Origin of the sequence: Actinobacillus equuli (assembly GCF_900636745.1) — a bacterium.
GTDB lineage: Bacteria > Pseudomonadota > Gammaproteobacteria > Enterobacterales > Pasteurellaceae > Actinobacillus > Actinobacillus equuli.
In genome coordinates this window covers 1,682,996-1,708,200 of record NZ_LR134310.1, presented here as the reverse complement: position 1 = coordinate 1,708,200, position 25,205 = coordinate 1,682,996, and the positions used below count along the sequence as shown (strand labels likewise).

The following is a 25,205-nucleotide window of genomic DNA, read 5'->3' as shown; positions in this document are numbered from 1 at the left end:
TTTTAACTAACTTTTGGCAATGCTATTATCATAGCCAAAATAGATAGCCGATAGTTGCAATCACAACGATACAGATTACATTTAGCCAAAAACCGGCCTTAACCATTTCATTTTGTTTAATTTGCCCCGTACCAAATACAATCGCATTCGGCGGCGTTGCTACCGGCAACATAAAGGCACAACTTGCGCCTAAACCAATGATTAACGCCAATCCAAGTGGCGGCATATTAAGCGCTTGTGCAATTGAAATAAAGATCGGCACTAATAACGCTGCACTTGCCGTATTTGAAGTAAATTCAGTTAAGAAAATAATAAAGGCGGCAACAATTAACCCAATTACATAAAAGTGGCTACCGTCAATTAAGGCAACAATACCGTCAGCCATAATTTTGCTTGCACCTGTTTGACCAAGTACTGCACTTAAAGTCAAGCCGCCACCGAATAGGAATAATACGCCCCATTCCGTATTCTCTTGAACCTGCTGCCAAGTTGCTACGCGAGTAATACAAATTAATGCGGCAGCAACCATTGCCATAATACTGTCAAAACTACCGATATTGCCTTTTAGCCCTAATAAACCTGAAATGATCGGATTCAATTGAGAGCTAAACACCCAGCTTAAAGCAATGAAAACGAAAATAACCAAGGTCAGAATACGATCACGATTAAGCTCGATTTTTTCAAAAGTTTGTTCAAACTGCACATCAAATTTAGGTTTGAATACCACATACAGCACTCCCACCATTAACGGCAGCAAAATAAACATAATCGGTAAACCGTATTTCATCCAGTCTGCAAATGACAGATGTAATTGTGACGCCACAATCGCATTCGGCGGACTGCCGACCAAAGTACCCATTCCTCCGATACTTGCGCTATAAGCAATACCCAGTAATACGAATACATAAGTATTATGATGTTGAGAGCGATCCAATTTACTTAAAATCCCCATCGCCAACGGTAACATCATGGCAGCGGTTGCCGTATTACTCATCCACATTGAAAGGAATGCCGTCACCGCAAACAAATAAATCACCGCAACAGAAAGTTTACCCTTTGCCATTGCCATAATTTTATTCGCAATGAGACGATCTAATTGCTGAATATGTAATGCGGTCGCTAAGGCAAAACCACCAAAGAAAAGGAAAATTGTCGGATCAGCAAATGCAACTAACGCATCTTTAGATTTTACTAATCCTAATGCAATTGAGAGAATTGGAACGAGTAATGCCGTTACGGTGACATGTAATGCTTCGGTAAGCCACAATACAGCAACAAAAACTAATAACGCCAAACCTTTATTCGCTTCAGGCGCGAAAGGCAGCGTATTGAGGAGAATAAAAAACAGTACAACATTCGCAATAAAAATCACATTATTACGCATATTGGTTTTCTTAAGAGATACAGAAGTTGCGTCCATAGCGCCCCCACAATTGAACAATTAAAATACAAGGGCACTATACACAAAATTTTACGGAAAGGAATAGAAATGTAATAAAAATGTGAACATTATCAAAAATATTTTTATCTTTTTATTAACATCAATTTAATAAGAACAAGCGGTCTATTTTTACTAAAACTTTGCAAAAGGCGAATGAGTATTCACACCGAATAAATTGCAAAAAATTCGTAAAAATAGGCCGCTTGTTTTTATCAAGAGTTTACACACTAAGCTCCGCTTCATCACCGCGATTTTGTAGCCATTGCTTACGGTCTTCCGCACGTTTCTTCGCCAGTAACATATCCATAATTTCAAAGGTATTCGGCTCGTTTTCTTCGGTTGTATCCAACTCATCCAATGTCAGTTGCACTAAACGACGCGTACTCGGATCCATTGTGGTTTCACGTAATTGGCTTGGATTCATCTCACCTAAACCTTTAAAACGTTGTACATTCGGCTTACCTTTTTTCTTAGCTAGGCGAGCTAAAATCGCTTCTTTTTCCGCTTCATCAAGGGCGTAATGTACTTCGTCTTTACCGATATCAATACGATAAAGTGGTGGCATTGCCACATAAACGTGACCGTTTTTGACTAAATTCGGGAAATGGCGCAAGAACAATGCACATAATAAAGTCGCAATATGTAAACCGTCCGAATCCGCATCGGCAAGAATACATACCTTACCGTAACGCAATTCATCCAAATTATCGTTGTCCGGATCGATCCCAAGTGCTACCGCAATATCGTGAACTTCTTGCGAAGCAAGTACTTGATCGGAAGACACTTCCCAAGTATTCAGAATTTTACCTCGTAACGGCAAAATCGCTTGATAATCTTTATCACGCGCTTGTTTTGCCGAACCGCCCGCAGAATCCCCTTCCACTAAGAACAGCTCGGTACGACTTAAATCTTGCGAAGTACAATCGGCTAATTTGCCCGGCAACGCAGGGCCGCTCACTAACTTTTTACGCACCACTTTTTTCGCCGCACGTAAACGACTTTGCGCCGATGAAATCGCCATTTCGGCAATCAATTTACCGGTTTGCACGTTTTGGTTTAGCCATAAACTGAACGCATCTTTGATTGTGCTATCCACATAACTGGAAGCCTGGCGAGACGAAAGACGCTCTTTGGTTTGTCCAGCAAATTGCGGTTCTTGAATTTTTAACGAAAGCACATAGGCACAGCGATTCCACACGTCATCAGCAGTTAATTTAACGCTCTTCGGCAATAAATTATGAATTTCACAAAATTCCACCATTGCTTTTAACAAGCCGTTACGTAAACCGTTTACGTGCGTACCGCCTTGTGCGGTCGGAATCAAGTTCACATAACTCTCCGCCAATAACTCGCCCCCTTCCGGCAACCAAGTTAACGCCCAACTTACCGCTTCGGTTTCAGTGGTGACATCGCCAATAAACGGTGGATTCGGCAAACATTCGAATTCTTTTAACGCTTCGCTTAAATAATCGGATAAACCGTCTTCGTAATACCAGGTTTCGCTATTGTTATTGATATGGTCAACAAAGTTGATAGTTAATTTCGGACAAAGTACCGCTTTGGCACGTAATAAGTGGCGTAAACGACTTACCGAAAATCTCGGCGAATCAAAGTATTTTGGATTCGGATAGAAACGAACGGTAGTACCGGTTTGTTTTTTCGGACAACTGCCAATTACAGTTAATTCTTCTACTTTTACCCCGTTTTCAAAGGCAATCGTATAAATTTCACCGTTACGCTTAATTTTGATTTCTACACGTTGCGAAAGGGCGTTTACCACCGAGATACCCACCCCGTGCAAGCCGCCTGAGAACGTGTAGTTTTTATTAGAAAACTTACCGCCTGCGTGTAGCTTTGTGAGAATTAATTCCACGCCGGAAATTTTTTCGGTAGAGTGAATATCCACCGGCATTCCTCGGCCGTTATCAATCACTTCCAACGAATTATCCGCATGGAGAATCACATCAATTTGAGAAGCATAGCCGGATAGCGCTTCATCGACACTGTTATCGATGACTTCTTGCCCTAAATGGTTCGGACGGGTGGTATCGGTGTACATTCCGGGACGAAGTTGGACGGGTTCAAGATCTTTTAAAACGGTAATTTCATCAGCACCGTAGCGTTTATCAGACATGACTAAGCTCTCTTAATGGACAGAAAAACAGGCATTTTACTGGCAAATTCCCCATTTGTTGAGTAAAAAATACTGTTTTAATGATTTTTTGTTTCGCCAAGTAAAGATTTTTTGATGATAAAACTAAACTGGCTCCCCTTACCTAATTCACTTTTGATTTGTAATTGCGAACCGTGTTGCTCCAACGCATATTTCACAATCGCCAGCCCTAAACCGCTTCCACCGGTTTGGTTACTGCGTGATTCGTCCACTCGGTAAAAACGCTCGGTCAAATGCGATAAATGCGTTTCTTCAATCCCAACACCGTTATCTCGCACGCTAAACTCCGCCCCTTCATTACACCAATGCCAATCCACTTCAATAGTCGCACCGTCACCGGCATGTTTGACTGCATTATAAATCAAGTTAGACACCGCACTTTGCAGCTGGTTTTCATCGCCTAATACGGTAATATTCGGTGTAATATTAAAAATGATTTGTTGTTTACTGTGTTTTAAAAAATCCGCATTTTTTTGTAATGCCAAAATCATTGCCGACATTTCAACCACATAATGTTCTTTACTGGAAGAGATTTCGATTTTTGCCAATAAATTCAGCTGATCCAATAAATTCCCCATCCGCTTAGCCTGTGATTGCATCGCCTGAATACTTTTCTGCTGTAATTCGGTTTCCGCCTGTCCTTCCAACAATTCCAAATAACCTCGCAATACGGTCAGCGGCGTACGCAATTCGTGATTCATATTGGTTAAAAAGGTTTGTCGGGAATGTAATAGACGAATCATTTGTGTCACGTCACGTGCAATAATTAAATAACTTTCGCTATCGTAATCATTTAAATGAAATTCGATATATCGCTCATCTCGATCCATTAATACAAGCGGTCGATTTTTCTTATTTTGATGAAAATACTTTTTAAACTCTTCATAAAAAATCACACTAAACACGCTTTTTTCGAGTTTTTTATCCCAATAGAAATTCAGCATTTCTTGCGAAACGTTATTGCACCACAAAATGGTGCCATCATGATGACAAATAATGATAGCATCCGGTAAATATTGAATGTTCTTGTTCAATTTGGAGAGTAATCGCAGCGTTTTAATTTTTTCTCGGCGGTTACGTTTTTGATAAAAAGCGACCGTTTGTGAAATATGTTCCCATGTAGTTAAAACCTTTCGGCTACTTTTACGATTCGGGTCGATTAAATGCAATAATCGCTGTTCATTATAGTGATGCCAAATGAGCAATAAGACTAAAATCAGTGCAAACCACGTTAAGAAATGCCACGTAAACAATCCGAATAAAAACGCAATCGCCGCCGCTAACGCCGTTTCAATAAAGAAATGTTTAAAAGAGAGTTTAACCTTTTTCATTAATTATCCCGAAAGTGGTTGGAAAAACGATAGCCGGATCCACGTACCGTTTGCACATAACGTTCAAAACCACAAGGTTCCAAGCTTTTTCTTAAACGGCGGATATACGAATCGACCGTTCTGTCTTCCACATAAATATCATTACCCCACACAAAATCCAATAATTGTTCTCGGCTATAGACTTTTTCCGGATGGGTCATAAAGAAGTGTAATAATTTATATTCGGTACTACTTAAACTAATTTCTTTTTTCTGGAAGGTAACCCGTTTGGCATTTTGATCCAAAATCAAATCATCAATATTAATCACATCATTATTTTGATAGGTACGTCTAAGTAAGGCTTCAATACGAGCAATCAATACTTTGGGAGAAAACGGTTTAGTCACATAATCGTCCGCACCGCTATTAAGGCAAGTAATGCAATCGTCTTCTGAGCTGCGTGCTGTGAGCATTAAGATAGGAATTTGAGCGGTCTCTTCCGATTTTTTTAGATATTGAATAAATTGGATACCGGAGCGTCCTGGCAACATCCAGTCGAGTAAAATCAATTTAGGCTTTTCGTCCAATTTTTTTACTGCGCTATGATAGTCTTCCGCTTCAATAACTTGATAATTTTGCTGTAATAAAAACAGTGAAATCATCTCTCGAATCGCTTTTTCATCTTCGACAATCAAGATTTTCTCATTCATTTCCTGCTCCTAACCTTTTGCTCCAAATAAGCGGTCAAATTTGGCAAAAAATTTGCAAAATTTCAGCAAAATTTAACCGCTTGTTTAAATCGATTCAAGCTAAATTTAACCCATTCGACCTCGAATATAATCTTCGGTACGCTGAAATTTCGGCTTATCGAAAATTTGTTTGGTTTCACCAAATTCGATCAGTTCGCCTAAATACATATAAGCGGTGTAATCCGAGCAACGAGCCGCCTGCTGCATATTATGGGTAACAATTGCCACCGTGTAATCATGTTTTAGTTCACAAATCAATTCTTCAATTTTCATGGTGGAAATCGGATCGAGTGCCGAACAAGGTTCATCTAACAGCAAAACTTCCGGTTTGACCGCAATACCACGCGCAATGCACAAACGTTGTTGCTGACCGCCGGATAAACTGTCGCCACTTTGATGTAATTTGTTTTTTACTTCGTTCCATAATGCCGCTTTGGTCAATGCCCATTCTACACGGTCATTTAATTCCGATTTCGGCAATTTTTCAAACAAACGAATACCAAATGCCACATTGTCATAAATCGACATTGGGAACGGTGTCGGTTTTTGGAACACCATACCGATTCTGGCACGGATTAAGGCAATATCGGTTTCAGTGGTTAGCAAATTTTCACCTTCAAACAAGATTTCCCCTTGTGCTTTTTGATTCGGATATTGTTCGAACATTCGGTTTAAAGTTCGTAATAAAGTCGATTTTCCACAGCCTGAAGGGCCGATAAATGCGGTAACTTTATTTTTGGCAATGCGTAAATTAATGTTTTTTAAAGCATGGAAATCGCCATAGAAAAAATCTAAGTGATTAATCGCAATTTTGGTGTCTTGCAGTGAAATTAATTCGTTACTCATTGCATTTCCTTATCGTTGTTTTTGTTTAAAAAAGATACGGGTGAGAATATTAAGACATAACACAAACCCGGTAATTAATGTTGCGCCCGCCCAAGCAAGGTTATTCCAATCTTGGAACGGACTTGCCGCATATTGATAGATCACCACCGGCAAGTTTGCCATCGGAGCATTCATATCCCACGAACTGAATTGGTTTGAAAGTGCGGTAAATAGAAGCGGTGCGGTTTCCCCCGAAATACGAGCAACTGCAAGTAACACACCGGTAATAATCCCCGAACGTGCCGCTTTATAACAAACCATCGTAATCATTCGCCATTGCGGGCAACCTAATGCGATTGCCGCTTCACGTAAATTATTCGGAATTAAATTCAGCATGCTGTCGGTAGTACGCACCACCACTGGAATCACTAATAATGCCAAAGCAAAAGAGCCCGCCCAGCCTGAATAGTGTTTGACGTGCGAAACGTAAATCGCATAAATAAATAAACCGATAATAATTGACGGCGCAGAAAGTAAAATATCATTCAGAAAGCGAGTGACTTTCGCTAATTTGCTATAACGTCCGTATTCGGCTAAGTAAGTACCGGCTAAAATGCCGATTGGCGTGCCGATTAGAGTTCCGAATAACAACATCATTAATGAGCCGATAATCGCATTACTCAAACCACCTACTTCATTCGGTGCCGGTGTCGGTAAGGTAAATAGCGTTAATGAAAGCTCCGGAATCCCTTTTTGAATTAAGGTAAATAAAATCCAGCCTAACCAAAACAGCCCGAATCCAACCGCAAAGAAAGATACTGAAAGCATAATTTTATTAATGCATTTACGGCGGTAAAAACGCCCATTTTTATTACGATGCATTATTTATTTCCCTCTTTTTTGCTCATTCTTAAAATCATTAAACGAGAAATACTGAGTACCACCGTAGTTATTAAGAATAAGATTAAACCTAATTCCATTAATGCCGATTTTTGTAAGCCTGTCGCTTCGTTAAATTCATTCGCTATCGCGGATGCAATCGAAGCAGACGGTGAAAAGAGTGAATCCGGTAAATTAAATGCGTTACCGATAACAAAAGTGACTGCCATCGTTTCACCCAATGCACGTCCGAGTCCTAACATCATACTGCCGACCACACCGGCTTTGGTGTAAGGTAAAATGATTTTCCAAACCACTTCCCAAGTGGTTGAACCTAAGCCGTAAGCACTCTCTTTCAACATTGGCGGGACAACGCCAAATACTTCTCGCATCATGGAAGCAATATAAGGAATAATCATAATTGCCAATACAAGCCCTGCGGTAAACAGACCTATACCAAAAGGTGCGCCGGAAAACAGTACGCCGATAAGTGGCAGATCGCCGAGTAATTCAATTAAGGTGGGTTGGATATGTTCTTGGAAAAGCGGTACGAAGATAAATAAGCCCCACATACCGTAAATAATGGAAGGAATTGCAGCTAGCATTTCAACCGCAACACTAATCGGACGTTTTAACCATTCAGGTGCAAGTTCGGTTAAAAAAACTGCAATACCAAAAGAAATTGGTACCGCAATCAATAAAGCAATTAATGCAGAAATTAAAGTACCGATAACCGGTACAACCGCACCATAACGTTCATTATTCGGATCCCAATCGTTTGTCCACAAGAAACTTAGCCCAAAGCGAGTTAACGATTCCCAGCTACCGATAACTAATGAAATTAAAATGGCGGCTAACATAGCAAAGACAAGCCAAGCAAAAAATTGCGTTGTATGTTTAAACAAACCTTCTGCTAAAGGATGATTTAAACAGCTTGGTTTATGAATATTAGGCATAAAAAAACTCCAATGTTTATTTTGGAGTTTATTTTAAAAAAAGAATATGACAGTTTTATGACAATATAAAATCGCTTTCCAGTCTGCTATTTACCAATAAATTTCTAACCCGGAAGCAACAATTTTCTCAATGCCTTGTTCTAATTTATTGCCATTAGCATAGGCAAGATCATAGCTATAACCGGCTTCTAAATAAGCGTTCACATTTTGATGCAAGCTATAATCCGTTCCTAATACGGCACTCTTTCTAACAATTCGATCAATCATTTCTTCCGTCATCAGATTTTTACGTTTAGCGATACTGTAGGCATAGCTCGTATAAAAACTTCCTTGCTCCGAATAAGCATATTTAAAACCGGATTTAATCAGAAATAATTTTTCATACTCAAATAAATTCGGTTGTTTGCGATACCGTAAACCGGTATCCAGCCCGAATATCCAATTTTCCGAAAACGCAATCAGACTTAATTGAACCCCTTCACGAGATGCACGTTGGTTCGCTTGGTCAAGATAATTCACAGAACTATAAGCGGCTCCAATAGAAAGCGCCTGCCTGTCATTTAATGCAATATCATACAGACCAGCCAAACCAACGCCGTTTTTTAATTTATGGTTCTGTTGACCGGGAAAACTGTCGATTTTTTCTGAAAAATGGTAATTAGCACTTAGTTGCAAATTCTCTATACCGGTATAGTCATAACGAACAACCGACTTACCGGAGTAAGTTAAAACGTTTTCACTACTTCCGACAAAATAATCGAAATCACTCGCTGAAATATCATTCGCTAGCAAAGATTGTCGACCCATACTTAATTGTCCGTATTTTTGGTGTTCTAGCCCGATATAAGCACGGCGTGTGCTCAATGAACCGAATTTGTCTCCATAGGGATTTTGTTCATAATTATTTAAATTCCACTCAGTACGTGCCAATATATCTAATGTATCAGATAGGGCATATTCAACTCTAACCCCGATTTCCGAACCATTATTTGACAAGTTCGTATTCATTGATTCGTTTAGCGTTTCGTTTAACAAATAATGATGTGTTCGATAATATTGTTTATCCAGCACCACATTCATTTCACCACTAAAATGGATCGTTGTATCATTCCTTTCATAAACCGTAATAGCGTAACTTTCTACACTATATGTACTAGCAAGACCAATAAATAAAAAACTCTTTTTCATATACATAAAATCGTTAATATTTCTTTCTTATTGATGGAGTTTTATGCTGATTTAGTACCAATCAAATTGAAAGCGGTCGAATTCAGGTTGTAACAAAAACCTAAAATTCGACCGCTTGTTGTCTATTTAATGATTAGCGAATCGCTTTGCCATCTTTATCTTTGACTTGATCATGCCATTTTTGCTGAATTTTTTCCACCACATTCTTTGGTAACGGCACATAATCCAACTCTAGTGCGGCATCTTTTCCTTTCTCAAATGCCCAATCGAAGAAATCAAACACTGCTTTGGTTGCAGCCGGATTATCCGCTTGTTGATGAATCAAGATAAAACTTGCCGCCGTCACCGGCCATGAATTTTCACCACTTTCATTAGTAAGCATAATGTCCATTCCCTTTGCTTTATCCCACTGCGCATTTGCAGCCGCAGCCATAAAACTGTCACGTGACGGTTGCACAAATTTACCCGCTTGGTTTTGTAACGAAGCCCAGGCTAAATTATTTTGTTTCGCATAAGCATATTCGACATAACCGATGGAATATTTAAGCTGTTTCACATAAGCGGCAACACCTTCATTACCTTTACCACCGTGACCGGTCGGCCATTTAACCGATTTTCCTTCACCGACTTTTTCTTTCCATTCAGGCGAAACCTTAGATAAATAGTTGGTCCAACCGAATGTCGTACCGGAACCGTCCGAACGGCGTACCACAATAATATTTTTATCCGGTAAATTTAACGACGCGTTTAAGGCTTTAATTGCCGGATCATTCCATTTGGTAATTTTGCCAAGAAAAATATCCGCTAATACCGTACCGGATAATCTCAATTCACCCGCTTTAAATTCCGGTAAATTCACCACCGGTACCGTACCGCCGATAATTACCGGGAATTGTAATAACTTGTGTTGCTCCAATAATTCCGCTTTCATCGGGTCATCCGATGCACCGAAATCAATCGTTTTTGCAATAATTTGTTGCTGACCGCCACCGGAACCAATAGATTGATAATTCACTTTATTGCCCGTTTCTTTTTCATAAAGTGAAGCCCATTTCGCATAAATAGGATATGGGAACGAAGCACCCGCACCGGTAATCGTTTCCGCATAACTTGATGCCATTACGCCTAATGAAAGCCCGATCACTACACATTTTTTAGTTGCTTTTACCAATAACATATTGCTCTCCTCATAGATGTTTGAAATAGCCGTTTGGAATAGATTATTTGGTTTACACGCATTCTAAAAAAACAATATGACGGTTTGATGACAATTCAAAAATAAATAAAACCAGCAATTTGCAAAAAATTTAGCGTTTTAGACCGCTTAATATCGAGCATTCCGGGCTATCATTGCCACAGCAAGACTTACTCCAACTTTTCAGTAAAGAAAGCATTTGTTGTAAATCAGCAATTTTCTGCTGAAGCTCTTCAATATGTTGCTCGGTAAGCTGTTTCACTTCTCGACTGGTGCGATGCGGATCATCATTTAGCTTTAGTAACTCGCTGATCTGCACTAAAGAAAATCCGACCTTACGTGCATTACTGATAAAATGTAAACGTTCTAAATCCGCCGCCGAATAAACTCGATAGCCACTACTTGAACGGGCTGCCTGTGGCAGTAAACCGGCTTTTTCATAATCGCGAATTTGCTTAGCCGATAATCCGGAATGCTCCGCAGCTTGACTGATATTCATATTATTACCTCTTGACCTTAACCTAGGGTTAAGGTCTATGATACGCCAAAATTTTTAGTTATAAATAGGAGAATTAATATGAGTATTACTTTAAAACTTGACGGCTTACATTGCGGTAACTGCGTAAAAAGCGTGGAAAAAGCGCTTAATGCCGTGGAAGGTGTAACCAAAGCGACCGTAACTTTAGATCCACAACAAGCGGTTGTGGAAGGTTCCGCTACCGCCGAAGCCCTTATCACAGCCGTTGATGACATTGGCTTTGAGGCTGAAGTAATCTAACTATTACCACGGAATACACAGAACATTTCCGTGAAATCCGTGTATTTCGTGGTTAAATTCACTAGAAATAAAAGATATGGTTAAAGAACAACAACTTTTAATTGACGGAATGCACTGTGCCGCTTGCGTGCGTCGGGTTGAAAAAATCTTGATGAAAGTGGAAGGTGTCACTTTTGCTTCGGTCAATCTTGCCGATCAAACCGCATTTGTACAAGGTGAAGTGGATCCGCAAGCGATGGTACAAGCGGTCGAAAAAATCGGTTTCGGTGCGGAAATTTTAGAAAGCGAACAAGAACGCCGAGCCAAACACCAAGCGCAAACGCAGCGCACTTTAAACCATAAAAAATGGCAGTTTATTGTCGCCTTAATTGTCGGTTTCGGTTTAGTTGCTTTGGGGCTGTTTATCGGAATGATCCCAAACTCAACCAATTTAATCTATTGGTTTATCGCCGCAGCCGTCAGTTTATTTACCATGTATTTCACCGGTAAAGATTTCTTTGTCGGTGCGTGGATCAGCTTAAAAAATAAAGCATCCACCATGGACACTTTAGTCGCACTCAGTACTGGCGTCGCTTGGCTCTACTCATTTTGGCTAACGCTTTTCCCCCAACCACAAGCGCACGTTTACTATGAAGCCAGCGTGATGATTATCGGCTTTATCAATCTCGGCAAATTTCTTGAACTAAAAGCGAAACAACGTTCCTCACTTGCTTTAGAAAAACTACTCGATCTCGCTCCGCAACAAGCGGTCATTTTTGATCAAAATAATGTAACTCAAACGATTCCGGTAAAAGGCATCAAGCCGAAAATGCGTGTGCAAGCACTCACCGGCGATCGGCTTGCGGTGGACGGCAGATTGGAAAGCGGTTCAATTTGGGTGGATGAATCAATGCTGACCGGCGAAGCGTTACCGATTGAGAAAAAAGTCGGTGATAAAGTGCGTGCCGGAACGCTGATTCAAGACGGTGCAGGCATCTATATTGCCGAACAAGTCGGTAGCCAAACCGCTCTTGCCCGAGTGATCAATGCTGTACGCCACGCGCAATCAAGTAAACCGCCGCTCGCACAGTTTGTCGATAAAGTGGCAAGTGTTTTCGTACCAGTTGTGGTTTCGATTGCGTTGATAAGCGGTCTGATTTGGTTATTTTTAGGCAAAGAATTTTCATTTGCACTCTCTATTTTTACCACCGTATTAATTATCGCTTGCCCTTGTGCGCTCGGTTTAGCGATTCCGCTTTCCACCATTGCCGGTGTGGCTCGTGCCGCCGAATTCGGTGTATTAGTGCGGAATATCGAAGCTTTGCAAGCCGGTTCAGAAATCGACACGCTAGTGTTCGATAAAACCGGCACACTCACCACCGGCGAGATGACGGTTTCGGATATCCAAACCTTTAACGGTTTCGAGCCGAATCGTGTGCTACAACTGGCAAAAAGTTTAGAAGTCCACGCTTCTCACCCAATTGCCAAAGCGATTGTAAAATTTGCTGAAAATCAGACCGCTTGTGAAGTGACTAATGTGCAAGTGGTCAAAGGTGTGGGGATTATTGCCAACTTAGGCGAGGATCAAATCAAGGTCGGTAATGCGAAGTTTGTCAATTTTTCCGGAAATTTAACCGCTTCTCGATCCACGCAAATTTTTGTGGCGGTAAATGATCAATTAGCCGGTATTTTATCGGTGGAAGATCAGCTGCGTGATGAATCCAAAGCGATGATCGAAAAATTTAAAGCGGAAGGTTATCAATGCTTAATGCTGACCGGCGACCGCCAAACGACCGCTGAATATTTCGCGCAGCAACTCGGTTTAGACGGTGTGATTGCCGAAGTTTTACCGGAACAAAAAGCGGATAAAATTCGTGAGTTACAAGCTCAAGGCAAAAAAGTAGCAATGATTGGGGATGGGATTAACGATGCGCCGGCTCTCGCTCAGGCAAATGTGGGGATCTCAATGCACAACGGCTCGGATATTGCGGTCGAAACCGCCGATCTCTCATTGATGCAACACGGCTTAACACCGGTAGTACAAATTCTACCGTTTGCCAAACGCGTATTACGCAATATGAAGCAAAGTTTGCTCGGGGCATTTATGTATAACGTCATCGCCATTCCGCTTGCTGCCGGTGTGCTTTACCCGTTTACTGGCTGGCTACTCAACCCGATGATCGCCGCCGTTGCGATGACAATGTCTTCCATCACCGTAGTGCTGAATAGTCAGAGATTGTTGAAGTAGCTTATAAACAAGCGGTCAAATTCTAAAAAAATTAACCACGGAATACACGGATCAACACGGAAACATTATTCTGTGTAATCCGTGTATTCCGTGGTTTTATTATGCTACTAGCCACCGGACTTACGGCACACAAAATCAAACCATGTAGTCGGTAAAATACGTCTTAGCCACCAGAACAGTTTAGTTGGGAATGTGACTTGATAGCGAGCTTTCGGTTTTTGATCGGTTAAGGCTTTCAGACAGGCTTCCGCCACTGCTGATGCCGGTTTGGCAAACGGGTTATCATTCTTTTTAGTTGCCAATCGCTGATATTGCTTTTGGCTAAATGCTGTTTTAGCGGTATGTTCCACATCAATATATTTGGTGAGTTTATCCAAAGAATTTGAGCGAAAATCACTTAAAATCGGGCCCGGCTCAATCAAGCTGACATAAATATTCGAGCCGTGTAATTCGTGACGTAACGTATCCGCCATTCCCTCTACCGCAAATTTAGAGGCATTATAAGCACCTCGAAAGTGCATTGCGGCAAAGCCTAAAATACTGCTGGTGAGTAAAATACGTCCGTGATTCTGGGCGCGAAAAATTTTAAGTGCATGATTCATCACTTCCCATACACCAAACACATTGATTTCAAATAACTCACGTAATGCTTCACGCGGCAAATCTTCCACACAGCCCGGTTGCCCTTGCCCTGCATTGCAAAAGACCGCATCTAAGCCGCCGTTCGCTTTTATATATTCAAAGGCTTGGGCAATTTGTGCCGAATCTTGCACATCAAGCTGAATACATTCGAAACCTTCCGCTCGCAAGCGGTCAATATCCGCCTGTTTTCTGCAACTGGCAATCACTCGCCAGCCGCTGTCTTTCAATAATTTAGCGGTGGCATAACCGATACCGGAAGAACAGCCGGTGATTAGAATCGTTTTCATACTTTCCTCGATACTTTCTACAATCGTTAACGAATCACACTCACAAAACCTTCGGTAGCTTCCGCTTCTCTGGCTAACGAAATACCATCATCTTCTTTCGGTGATCCGACTAACAATAAACCGATCACTTTATCACCGGCACGGCAACCGAATGTTTCACGCAATAGTGATCCTTCTACCCATTTTTTGCTGATCCAAACCGTTTCAAAACCTTGAGCATTCGCAGCTAATTGCATTGCATAAGTTGCACAACCGGCTGTCACAATTTGTTCCCACGCCGGTACTTTCGGCGATTCATGATCAATTTTTGCCACAATGCCGATCACCATTGGTGCTTGGCTGGAAAGTTTATCCGCCTTAGCCGCATTTTTTTCATCCATATCAAATTCCACTGCGGCAGCGGCTAAACATTCGCGTAATTTCGGCATTCCGCTTTTTTCGATCACCACAAAGTGATAAGGCTTCATTTTGCCGTGATCCGGCGCACGCAATGCGGCTTTAATCATATTTTCCACTTGCTCCTCTGAGGGCACAATTTCACCAAATTTTTTATTTGAACGACGGCGATGTAATAAATCTAAAATTTCCATAGTCTGCTGTACTTTATGTAAAAATTGGCTTAAGAATAACATATTTTATTAATTCTAAGCCGTTTTTATGGTAGCTTATCCCACAAAATACTTACACTCATTAGGACTACTATGTTAAAAATGTTGAAAGGGCTTTATCAGATTTTCCGTTGTATTCGAGAACTTGTCTTAAGCCTATTCTTTATTATTTTCGTACTGATTTGTTTTGCACTTACCACATTATTACAACAAGAATCAAAACATCAAAATCAACAACCTTTTTTCGAAAAAGGGGCATTACAACTCAATTTAGACGGTTACTTAGCTGATAATCATGACGAATACGGTGATTTACATCGCTTAATTCAAAACGAGTTAGGCAATAATGAGCCGATAAAAATTTCAACTTTTGATGTTGCACGCAGTATCAATAAAGCCATGAAAGATGAGCGTATTACCGGCTTGGTGCTTGATTTAGGTTATTTCCAAGGTGGGGACATTGCATCATTACAATTTATCGGTGCACAAATCAGCTATTTTAAACAATCCGGCAAACCGGTTATCGCTATTGGCGAACAATACAGCCAAGCACAATATTATTTGGCAAGCTTTGCCGATAAGATTTACCTGAATAAAGCCGGTTTTGTTGATATTCATGCACTTAGCTATAGCAATATCTATTTCAAAGCCTTGCTCGATAAAATCGAAGCCGTACCACATATTTTCCGTGTCGGTACTTACAAATCGGCTGTAGAGCCGTTTATTCGTGATGATATGTCACCGGAAGCAAAACAAAACGCACAAACATGGCTCACATCAATTTGGAATAATATCCGCCAAGACATTGCGCGCAATCGCCAAATTCAGCCGGAACAAGTTCTACCGGACAGCCAAACTTATATCGAAAAATATAAAGCATTAAAAGGCGATGATGCGCAATATGCACTAAATCAAAAATTGATTACGGAAGTTACCACACCAAGTCAAATTCAAACCGCTTTAATTCAACAATTCGGAGAAGATAAAGAAGGTAACTACAAGCATATTGATTATTTTGATTATGCACACGGACTTACAGATCGTTTTAATGTTAAAGCCGAAAACAAAATTGCAGTGATTAACGTAGAAGGTCAAATCGTAAGTGGCAAAAGCTCTCAAAATTCAGCGGGCAGCGACACCATTGTCAAACAATTACGCAAAGCACGTGAAGACAAAAATGTGAGAGGCGTTATTTTACGAGTAAATAGCCCCGGCGGCAGCGCAATGGCTTCGGAAATTATTCGCCAAGAATTAGAAGCGATTCAACTTGCCGGTAAACCGGTTGTGACATCAATGGGCGGTATGGCGGCTTCAGGCGGTTATTGGATTTCGGCGACCAGCGATAAAATTATCGCCAGCCCGACTACCATTACCGGTTCTATCGGGATTTTCGGCTTAGCAACCAGCTTTGAAAAAACCGCTAAAAATTTAGGTGTAACGGAAGACGGTATTTCACTTTCACCATTTGCCTCTTCCAGCCCGTTAAAAACGTTGCCGAAAGAACAAGCGGAAGTGATTCAAATCAGCATTGAAAACGGCTACGACCGATTCCTAGAACTGGTTAGCCGTGGACGTAATATGTCTAAACCAGCGGTGGATAAAATTGCACAAGGACAAGTTTGGTCGGGTGAAGATGCGTTAAAACACGGCTTAGTGGATGAATTAGGTGATTTTGACACCGCTTATGACGTTATCACCGAATTAGTCAATCAACAACGTAAAGCGAAAGGCGAAGCCGCAATCGAACACTTTAGAGCGCAATGGTTTATTGACAGCGATGATAGCTTGTTAAGTTCATTCCTAAAAGGCTCTAACCTGAAATTACAACTCGGCTCATTATTAGGATTACCTGTAGCAACTCAAGCCCAACAATCGCTCGAATTACTGCAACAGTTTAACGATCCTAAACACGCCTATTTATATTGCCTCAGCTGCGGCACGATAAAATAGCTTGTTACAAGCGGTTAAATTTGCAAATTTTTTTACAAATTTAACCGCTTATTTTTTCTTCCCTCACTTCTCTTTTTTGTTTATAGTAGCGCCCTTTCTAGTGATCCAACCCCATTAAATATGAACCAAAAGCAACTTATAAAATTAGCCGTATTACTGATTATTGCGGCAATCTCTTATTTTTTCGGTAATCAAAGTAATAAGTCAGAACCGGTTAAACAACCACTGCCGCAGCAGCAACAAAACGACTATGCGACGGAAAACGATACGCCGATTGCAAAAGCACCGCAGGCACAATCCGCTTCAGCGACTCAAGCGGCACTTTCGATGAATTATGATTCCAAAATGTATGAAGATAAAATCGGGCAAAACAAGCACGCACCGGTTGATTACTATATGTTGGCACTTTCTTGGTCACCGGCTTTTTGTGAATCACAACGCAATAAAAACCAAGGTGATGTGCCGCAACGTTTAGCTTATCAGTGCGCTGGCGGTCAAAACTTCGGCTGGGTTATTCACGGTTTATGGCCACAAAATGCTAAGGCTCGTTCGGTTGATCAACATCCTCGCTATTGCCAAGGCGATTTACCGGAAGTGTCAGCGAAAATTATTGAGCAATATCTACCGGAATCACCGGGTGCTGCATTATTACAAGGCGAATGGGAAAAACACGGCAGCTGCGCTTTCGATAGTGCGGAAAGCTATTTTGCAAAACAAAAAGAGTTGTTTTACAGCCTGAAACTACCGGCAAAAAATCTACGCCGAAATGATTTATTCCAATGGATGCGTAAACATAATCCGCAGCTACGCGGCGTTTATTTAGGCGCAAGCAAGACCGAACTCTACGTTTGCTACGATAAAAAATGGCAACCAGTGGACTGCCCGAAATAAATGACGGAATCAGTCTCAAATACTGCTCTCATGCGTCAGCTCAAAATGCAGGTTCAGCGTCAGCTAAAACGCAATTTGGAGCAAGCCAATACTCACTTCAATAAAACTTTTACACCACCGACGGTCAGTTATGCCGTGCGTGGTGTAAAAGCCGGTGTTGCTTATCTGCAACGTAATGAAATTCGCTTCAATCCTGTTTTATTGGCGGAAAACGGGCAATCCTTTATTCAGCAAGTTGTACCGCATGAACTTGCTCACGCTTTGGTTTATCAACAATTCGGGCGAGTCCAACCACACGGTAAAGAATGGAAAATGATGATGGAACAAGTTTTCGGTGTGCCGGCGGAAACCTACCATTGTTTTGATACGCAAAATGTCGTCGGCAAACAATTTGCCTATCAATGCGGCTGTCAAACGCATCTACTTTCTTTACGTCGTCATAATGCCATCGTACGAGATGGTCGCCGTTACCTCTGTAAGCAGTGTAAACAAATCCTCACTTCCAAAGACAATTTGTAACAAGCGTTAAAATAACGTTAAAAGGTACTAGACATTATTCTATAAGCGCCTAAAATTAACGCAATTTTTTGACTTTTATCAATTTATTATCATTTGGAGTATTTTATGACAATGGAAACTATCGTTGTTGTCGGTGGCGGTGCTGGCGGTTTAGAGCTTGCTACCTACCTCGGCAATAAATTAGGCCGTAAGAATAAAGCAAAAGTTATTCTTATCGATCGCAATACAACTCACCTCTGGAAACCACTGCTACACGAAGTGGCAACCGGTTCTTTAGATGAAGGCACCGATGCGCTCAGCTATCGTGCACACGCTAAAAATCACGGTTTTGAGTTCCAACAAGGCACACTCACTGCAGTAAGTCGTGATAAAAAAGAAGTAACGCTTGCGCCGATTTATAACGAACAAAATCAGCTGTTAGTAGAAGAGCGCCATATCGCTTACGATAAATTAGTGATTGCAATCGGCAGTAAATCGAACGATTTCAATACTAAAGGTGTGGCGGAAAACTGTATTTTCTTAGACGGTTCGGAACAGGCAAAACAATTCCAAAAACGTATGATGGAATTATTCCTACAGTTCTCTCACAGTGAAGATCAAGATGTAAAAATTGCGATCGTAGGTGGCGGTGCAACCGGTATTGAACTTTCTGCAGAACTTTATAATGCGGTAAAACACTTAAACTCATACGGTTTTGGTAAATTGAATCGAGCGAGCCTAAAAGTCACCTTAGTTGAAGCTGGTTCACGCTTAATTCCTGCATTAACCGAAAAAGTATCGGCTTCAGCCCTCGCTGAATTACGCAAAGCTGGTGTAGACGTTCGCTTAAATACCATGATTACTGAAGCGGTAGAAGACGGCTTAATCACCAAAGACGGTGACAAAATTGAAGCTAACCTAATGGTTTGGGCTGCCGGTGTTAAAGCGCCTGATTTTGTAAAAGAATTCGGCTTTGAAACTAACCGTCTAAACCAAATTGAAATCAAAGATACCTTACAAACAACGGTAGATGACTCGGTATATGTCATCGGTGACTGCGCCTCATTAATCCAAGATGGTAAAGCAATTCCGCCACGTGCGCAGGCAGCGCACCAAATGGCAACACAATGCGGTAAAAACATTGTGGCGGCACTTGAAGGTAAAGAACAAAAACCGTTTAAATTCAATGATAAAGGCTCTCTACTTTCATTCTCTCACTTCGGTACGGTCGGTAACTTAATGGGTAACTTAATGAGCGGCGATATGTTTATCGAAGGTAAAATCGCACGCCTTGCTTACCTCTCGTTATACCGTATGCACCAAGTTGCTTTACACGGCTGGGTAAAAACCGGTCTGATTTTATTAGTCGGTCAAATTAACCGCTTCCTAAGACCGTCAATGAAGTTACACTAAGCAAAACAAGCGGTCATATTTCCGCAAAATTTTGCAAAAACTAACCACGGAACACGCAGACCACTCGGAAATTTATTCAGTGTAATCGGTGTGTTCCGTGGTTTTATTTAAGCTATATTTTACTCTCTCCCCCTTGTGGGAGAGAGACAGCTTGTTGCAGCGTTTAGCGAAAACAAGCAGAGAGAGGGAATTACTTCTTCCAACCTTTTAACGCATCGGCAAACGCATTGTTGGCGAACTGATTACGTTGTGATTTATTGCCAGAGAAGCGGTCGGATTTTTCAGTATTTTTGCGATTTTCTTGCGGATTTCGACCGTTTGCCGGTTTGTCGGTCGGCTTATCTTCTAAACGCATAGTGAGCGCAATACGTTTACGCTGTACATCCACTTCTAACACTTTCACGTTCACTAAATCGCCAACTTTCACTACTTTATGCGGATCTTCCACAAAGCTGTTCGATAACATTGAAATATGTACCAAACCGTCTTGGTGTACGCCAATATCCACAAAAGCACCGAAATTCGCTACATTGGTTACCGTCCCCTCTAAGATCATTCCGACTTTCAGATCCTTAATATCTTCTACGCCGTCCATAAAGGTTGCGGTTTTAAATTCACCACGTGGATCGCGTCCCGGTTTTTCCAACTCTTTGAAAATATCGTTTACAGTCGGTAAACCGAATTGTTCGTCCACAAAGTCTTTTGCATTCAGTTGGTGAATACGAGTCGCATTGCCCATTAATTCCGCAAGGGTTGAATCGGTTGCTTGGAGAATTTTTTCCACCACCGGATAAGCCTCCGGATGCACGCTCGAAGCATCTAACGCATTCTTACCGCCGATAATTCGCATAAAACCGGCACACTGTTCAAAGGCTTTCGGCCCTAAACGAGGCACTTTTTTCAGGTCGGAACGTGCGTTAAAACGTCCGTTTTCATCACGAAACGCCACGATATTTTGCGCTAATGTTTTGCTCATACCGGCAACACGAGCCAATAACGCTGCAGAAGCGGTATTAAGATCCACCCCAACCGCATTTACACAGTCTTCAACCACTGCATCCAGTTTGCGAGCCAGTTGTGACTGGTTAACATCGTGTTGATACTGCCCAACACCAATCGCTTTCGGTTCAATTTTTACCAATTCCGCGAGCGGATCTTGTAAACGGCGAGCAATCGATACCGCACCACGTAATGAAACATCTAACCCAGGGAATTCATTTGCCGCTAATTCGGAAGCGGAATAAACCGAAGCCCCCGCCTCACTGACCACCACAGTTTGCGGAATCACCATATCCGGTTTGCTTTCTTTGATCTGTTTTAATACGTCCTTCGCAAAACGTTCCGTTTCACGAGAAGCCGTACCGTTACCAATCGCAATCAGCTCAACATTATGTTGCTTGATTAATTTATACAGCGAAACTTCCGCTGCCGCTTTGCCTGTTGTATGCGGATAAATGGTGTCGGTCGCCAATAATTTACCGGTATTATCTACCACTGCCACTTTCACACCGGTTCGTAAGCCCGGGTCTAAGCCCATGGTATTTTTTGCTCCTGCCGGCGCCGCCATTAATAACGCAGACAGATTGCGAGCAAATACGTCAATTGCTTCTTCTTCCGCTTTCTCACGCAATGCGCCCATTAATTCGGTTTCCAAATGAAGTGCCGCTTTAATTTTCCACGTCCAAGCAATCACTTGCTCACGCCATTTGTCTGCCGGTTGTTGATTGAATATTACACCTAAATGCTGGCGAATAATTTCTTCGCAATGGCTTGTTCGAACACCTTCTTCCGCTTCGGGATCCGCATTTAACGAAAGCGATAATATGCCTTCGTTCCTGCCTCGGAACATCGCTAATGCACGGTGAGAAGGTACGGTTTTAAACGGCTCACTATGCGCAAAATAATCGCGGAATTTTTCGCCTTCTTCTTCCTTGCCTTCAATCACTTTTGATTCCAACGTTGCGTAAGCGGTTAAATATTGACGTAATTTTGCAAGTAATTCGGCATCTTCTGAAAAACGCTCCATCAGAATATAACGCGCACCGTCTAACGCAGATTTAACATCCGCTACACCTTTTTCCGCATCAATAAAAGATTCAGCTAACACTTCCGGTGATTGGTTCGGATCATTCCATAAGCTATCTGCCAACGGCTCAAGCCCCGCCTCAATCGCAATTTGCCCACGAGTACGGCGTTTCGGCTTATAAGGCAGATAAAGATCTTCTAATTCGGTTTTACTTTCAGTCGTTTCAATTTTGACACGTAATTCATCTGTCAATTTACCTTGATCTTCAATTGACTTAAGGATCGTTTGACGGCGATCGTCCAACTCACGCAAATAAATTAAACGTGTTTCAAAATGACGTAATTGAGTGTCGTCTAAACCGCCGGTGACTTCTTTACGATAACGTGCGATAAATGGAATGGTATTACCCTCATCGAGTAATTTGATTGCAGCGAGGATTTGATGTGAGCCAACAGAGAGTTCTGTGGCAATAATCTGGCTAATTTGTGTATTGAGCTCTGACATTGCGTTTTCCTAACAAATAAAATTCGCTTTATTTTAACAGTAAAAAAAGACAATGCCCAAAAATAAAAGTTCGAGCTAACGCAGTGCCGCCGCTCTTGCTTTATCCAGCTTTTCTAATTGGTTTAACGCTTCGTTTACTTTAGCTAAATTCGGCTCTTGTTTGGCACATAACACAATATTTTCGAGGCTATCGGCTTGATGATAGTAAGACTGCTCGCTTTGCACCGCTTGCTCAAACTGTTGATATGCCTGATCAAACTTGGCTTGTTTACACAGAAAAGTACCGTAATTATTTAATACATCCGGACGATTATCACTTAATTTCAATGCTTGCTGATAAGCTCGCTCGGCGTGAGCTTGATCACCGATTTGCTGATAGTAATAAGCTAAAACAGAATGAGGTAAGTAATCGTTTTGATCGTGGCTTAGCGCTTTATCAATATTCTCTTTCGCTTTGGGTAAATCATGTTGCTCGAGATACGCTAAGGCTAAATTGATACGGGCTTTAACCGCTTCCGAGCGATTAAAAGTGGTTTGAGAGGTAGGAATCTGAGAAGAACAACCGAACAGCACAGATAACAGCATACAAGCGGTCAAATTTCGCAAAAATTTTGCAAGGTTCATATTGTTCTCCTCAAGATATACTCCCTTCGCTTGAGTTGCTTAGGGAGAAATTGGTTAATGGTTTTGTACCGCAATACCTTTGCCAAACTTACGTTTTTCCATGGTACGTTTGGTTCGGTCGATTACATCACCGGCGAGCTGACCGCAAGCGGCATCAATATCGTCACCACGCGTTTTACGTACAATTACCGTAAAACCGTATTCCATTAACGTTTTTTGGAAACGATCCACACGGCTATTTGAACTCTTACCGTAAGGTGCTTCCGGGAACGGGTTCCATGGAATGAGGTTGATCTTACACGGCGTATTTTTTAGTACTTCAGCTAACTGATGCGCATGCTCTGTGCCGTCATTAACGTGATCTAATAAAACGTATTCAATCGTCACTTTACCGTGGTTCGCATTCGATACTTCAAGGTATTTGTGCACAGAATCCATCAACATTTTGATATTATACTTTTTATTAATCGGCATAATTTCATCACGCAATTCATCGTTCGGCGCATGCAATGAAATCGCTAATGCCACGTCAATTTTTTCACGCATAATATCAAGTGCCGGCACTACACCCGCAGTTGAAAGTGTTACACGACGTTTAGATAAACCGTAAGCAAAATCATCTAACATAATTTCCATTGCCGGAATCACGTTATTCAAGTTGAGTAATGGTTCGCCCATCCCCATCATTACCACGTTGGTAATCGGACGCACACCAGTCACACCGAAGTTACCAATGATTTTCGAAGCTCGCCATACCTGACCGATAATTTCAGAAACGGTTAAGTTACGGTTAAAACCTTGCTGAGCGGTTGAACAGAATTTACAGGCTAATGCGCAACCAACTTGTGAAGAAACACACAAAGTCGCACGATCCGCTTCCGGAATATACACCGTTTCAATTTGCTGATCACCTACCTGCATCGCCCATTTGATTGTGCCGTCACTTGAGCGCTGTTCAACAGACACTTTCGGTGCTTTAATTTCTGCAATTTGTTTTAATTTTTCACGCAATACTTTATTGATATTGCTCATATTATCGAAATTATCTTCACCAAAATGGTAAATCCATTTCATTAATTGGTCGGCACGAAACGGTTTTTCACCCATTTCGGCAAATAACTCGCGCATCTCTTGGCGAGTTAAGTTCATGAGGTTAATTTTTTCTGATTTAGGGTGCTGTACTGCGGCATTCGTTGCTTGAATTTCGCTCGCACAAGTTTGGGTTTGTTCTGACATGAGAGTAAAAGCCTCGTTGTTACACGTTTTACGGCAAAAGGATTAGTTTTGCAGGTTGATAAAATAAAAAGACCGCAAATTTTACTCGTCTATAAAGTTTAAGGCTAGTGATTTTTAAACGAAATGGGAAGTTTTTAATCTGAAATTTTCGATCAAGATCGCAAAAACGTGATGAAATGCAAAGATAGAAGGTAAAATAGCAAATTTTAAATGTTATTTGATGATGAATTAAAGAATAAGATAAGAAGTAGTGGTGGGCGATACCGGTCTCGAACCAGTGACCCCCTCCTTGTAAGGGAGGTGCTCTCCCAACTGAGCTAATCGCCCTCATGATATAGCGTTTTGCTATAACTTGAAGTTTATGATGAGAATCTAAAGTGGTGGGCGATACCGGTCTCGAACCAGTGACCCCCTCCTTGTAAGGGAGGTGCTCTCCCAACTGAGCTAATCGCCCACTTGAGATTTCATCAAAGGGAATTGAAAAACGGAACACTTGTTGAAAAGTGGTGGGCGATACCGGTCTCGAACCAGTGACCCCCTCCTTGTAAGGGAGGTGCTCTCCCAACTGAGCTAATCGCCCGTTTTCAATTATTAGATAGATTGTAATCAACACGAAACACTTATTGGAAAGTGGTGGGCGATACCGGTCTCGAACCAGTGACCCCCTCCTTGTAAGGGAGGTGCTCTCCCAACTGAGCTAATCGCCCGTGTTGTGGAGTGGCATTATAGAGATTTTTCACCTATCGTCAAACCCTTTTTTTAACATTTTGGCTTGTTTGTTGAATTTTTCGTCCAAAACCCTCAT

At 41.5% G+C, this 25,205-nt stretch carries 21 protein-coding genes and 4 tRNA genes; 6 read left to right on the top strand and 19 right to left on the bottom strand.

All coding sequences use genetic code 11. The features are described 5' to 3' along the window. Positions 1-28: 28 nt before the first annotated feature. The 10 genes from EL121_RS08095 to EL121_RS08050 form a co-directional block, all read right to left on the bottom strand. A complete protein-coding gene (locus EL121_RS08095; protein WP_039196002.1) occupies positions 29-1,420 on the bottom strand; it encodes a DASS family sodium-coupled anion symporter in 1,392 nt (463 codons plus the stop codon). Positions 1,421-1,661: 241 nt separating this feature from the next. Further along, positions 1,662-3,575: a DNA topoisomerase IV subunit B gene (gene parE / locus EL121_RS08090; protein WP_039196001.1), complete on the bottom strand. Its 1,914-nt coding sequence runs from the start codon at positions 3,573-3,575 to the stop codon at positions 1,662-1,664. Between the two features lie 77 nt (positions 3,576-3,652). Next, positions 3,653-4,945, bottom strand: coding sequence for a phosphate regulon sensor histidine kinase PhoR (phoR, locus tag EL121_RS08085; RefSeq protein WP_039195999.1), 1,293 nt, complete (start codon positions 4,943-4,945; stop codon positions 3,653-3,655). Beyond that, positions 4,945-5,634 (bottom strand): phosphate regulon transcriptional regulator PhoB, encoded by a 690-nt coding sequence (gene phoB, locus EL121_RS08080; protein WP_039195998.1) that lies wholly within the window; start codon positions 5,632-5,634, stop codon positions 4,945-4,947. Before phoB ends, phoR begins: the two co-directional genes overlap by 1 nt. Before the next feature lie 105 nt (positions 5,635-5,739). Continuing rightward, complete coding sequence (pstB, locus tag EL121_RS08075) at positions 5,740-6,519, bottom strand: phosphate ABC transporter ATP-binding protein PstB (protein WP_039195996.1); 780 nt, start codon at positions 6,517-6,519, stop codon at positions 5,740-5,742. A 9-nt stretch (positions 6,520-6,528) separates the two neighbouring features. Then, positions 6,529-7,380, bottom strand: coding sequence for a phosphate ABC transporter permease PstA (gene pstA / locus EL121_RS08070; RefSeq protein ID WP_039195994.1), 852 nt, complete (start codon positions 7,378-7,380; stop codon positions 6,529-6,531). Beyond that, entirely contained in the window at positions 7,380-8,333 is a 954-nt protein-coding gene (pstC, locus tag EL121_RS08065; RefSeq protein WP_039195992.1) for a phosphate ABC transporter permease subunit PstC, read from the bottom strand. The genes pstA and pstC overlap by 1 nt, the downstream gene beginning before the upstream one ends. Positions 8,334-8,423: 90 nt before the next feature. Beyond that, complete coding sequence (locus EL121_RS08060) at positions 8,424-9,521, bottom strand: porin (protein WP_129545060.1); 1,098 nt, start codon at positions 9,519-9,521, stop codon at positions 8,424-8,426. Between the two features lie 133 nt (positions 9,522-9,654). After that, a complete protein-coding gene (gene pstS / locus EL121_RS08055; RefSeq protein WP_039195987.1) occupies positions 9,655-10,698 on the bottom strand; it encodes a phosphate ABC transporter substrate-binding protein PstS in 1,044 nt (347 codons plus the stop codon). Between the two features lie 130 nt (positions 10,699-10,828). Next, on the bottom strand, positions 10,829-11,215 hold the full coding sequence (locus EL121_RS08050) for a Cu(I)-responsive transcriptional regulator (protein WP_039195985.1): 387 nt from the start codon (positions 11,213-11,215) through the stop codon (positions 10,829-10,831). A 78-nt stretch (positions 11,216-11,293) separates the two neighbouring features. On the opposite strand from EL121_RS08050, the gene EL121_RS08045 reads away from it, so the two are divergent. Together EL121_RS08045 and EL121_RS08040 are read left to right on the top strand one after the other, a co-directional pair. After that, entirely contained in the window at positions 11,294-11,494 is a 201-nt protein-coding gene (locus tag EL121_RS08045; protein ID WP_039195983.1) for a heavy-metal-associated domain-containing protein, read from the top strand. 76 nt (positions 11,495-11,570) lie between these two features. Next, positions 11,571-13,721 carry a heavy metal translocating P-type ATPase gene (locus EL121_RS08040; protein WP_039195981.1) on the top strand — a complete coding sequence of 717 codons (2,151 nt, stop codon included), beginning with the start codon at positions 11,571-11,573 and terminating at the stop codon, positions 13,719-13,721. 107 nt (positions 13,722-13,828) lie between these two features. On the opposite strand, the gene EL121_RS08035 is transcribed toward EL121_RS08040, so the two are convergent. Then, the gene (locus EL121_RS08035) at positions 13,829-14,650 is read right to left on the bottom strand and encodes an SDR family NAD(P)-dependent oxidoreductase (RefSeq protein ID WP_039195979.1); all 822 of its coding nucleotides are present in this window, start codon (positions 14,648-14,650) and stop codon (positions 13,829-13,831) included. Between the two features lie 26 nt (positions 14,651-14,676). Beyond that, positions 14,677-15,240 carry a nitroreductase family protein gene (locus EL121_RS08030; RefSeq protein WP_039198928.1) on the bottom strand — a complete coding sequence of 188 codons (564 nt, stop codon included), beginning with the start codon at positions 15,238-15,240 and terminating at the stop codon, positions 14,677-14,679. A gap of 111 nt (positions 15,241-15,351) precedes the next feature. Here EL121_RS08030 and sppA point away from each other — a divergent pair, with 111 nt between their 5' ends. The 4 genes from sppA to EL121_RS08010 all read left to right on the top strand — a co-directional run bounded on the left by sppA (position 15,352) and on the right by EL121_RS08010 (position 20,010). Further along, on the top strand, positions 15,352-17,208 hold the full coding sequence (sppA, locus tag EL121_RS08025; RefSeq protein WP_039195977.1) for a signal peptide peptidase SppA: 1,857 nt from the start codon (positions 15,352-15,354) through the stop codon (positions 17,206-17,208). Between the two features lie 120 nt (positions 17,209-17,328). Beyond that, complete coding sequence (locus tag EL121_RS08020; RefSeq protein WP_039195975.1) at positions 17,329-18,099, top strand: ribonuclease T2 family protein; 771 nt, start codon at positions 17,329-17,331, stop codon at positions 18,097-18,099. Further along, entirely contained in the window at positions 18,100-18,618 is a 519-nt protein-coding gene (locus EL121_RS08015) for a SprT family zinc-dependent metalloprotease (protein ID WP_179130574.1), read from the top strand. 111 nt (positions 18,619-18,729) lie between these two features. Then, a complete protein-coding gene (locus tag EL121_RS08010) occupies positions 18,730-20,010 on the top strand; it encodes an NAD(P)/FAD-dependent oxidoreductase (RefSeq protein ID WP_039198926.1) in 1,281 nt (426 codons plus the stop codon). 190 nt (positions 20,011-20,200) lie between these two features. Here the strand turns inward: EL121_RS08010 and EL121_RS08005 are convergent, their stop codons facing one another. The 7 genes from EL121_RS08005 to EL121_RS07975 form a co-directional block, all read right to left on the bottom strand. Continuing rightward, positions 20,201-22,540 carry a Tex family protein gene (locus tag EL121_RS08005; RefSeq protein WP_039195972.1) on the bottom strand — a complete coding sequence of 780 codons (2,340 nt, stop codon included), beginning with the start codon at positions 22,538-22,540 and terminating at the stop codon, positions 20,201-20,203. 75 nt (positions 22,541-22,615) lie between these two features. Further along, positions 22,616-23,164, bottom strand: coding sequence for a type IV pilus biogenesis/stability protein PilW (gene pilW, locus EL121_RS08000; RefSeq protein ID WP_039195970.1), 549 nt, complete (start codon positions 23,162-23,164; stop codon positions 22,616-22,618). 54 nt (positions 23,165-23,218) lie between these two features. Continuing rightward, positions 23,219-24,400 carry a bifunctional tRNA (adenosine(37)-C2)-methyltransferase TrmG/ribosomal RNA large subunit methyltransferase RlmN gene (locus tag EL121_RS07995; protein WP_039195968.1) on the bottom strand — a complete coding sequence of 394 codons (1,182 nt, stop codon included), beginning with the start codon at positions 24,398-24,400 and terminating at the stop codon, positions 23,219-23,221. 251 nt (positions 24,401-24,651) lie between these two features. After that, positions 24,652-24,727, bottom strand: a tRNA-Val gene (locus tag EL121_RS07990). A 51-nt stretch (positions 24,728-24,778) separates the two neighbouring features. Further along, a tRNA-Val gene (locus tag EL121_RS07985) sits at positions 24,779-24,854 on the bottom strand. Between the two features lie 50 nt (positions 24,855-24,904). After that, a tRNA-Val gene (locus EL121_RS07980) sits at positions 24,905-24,980 on the bottom strand. Positions 24,981-25,031: 51 nt separating this feature from the next. After that, positions 25,032-25,107, bottom strand: a tRNA-Val gene (locus EL121_RS07975). Between the last annotated feature and the right edge of the window lie 98 nt (positions 25,108-25,205).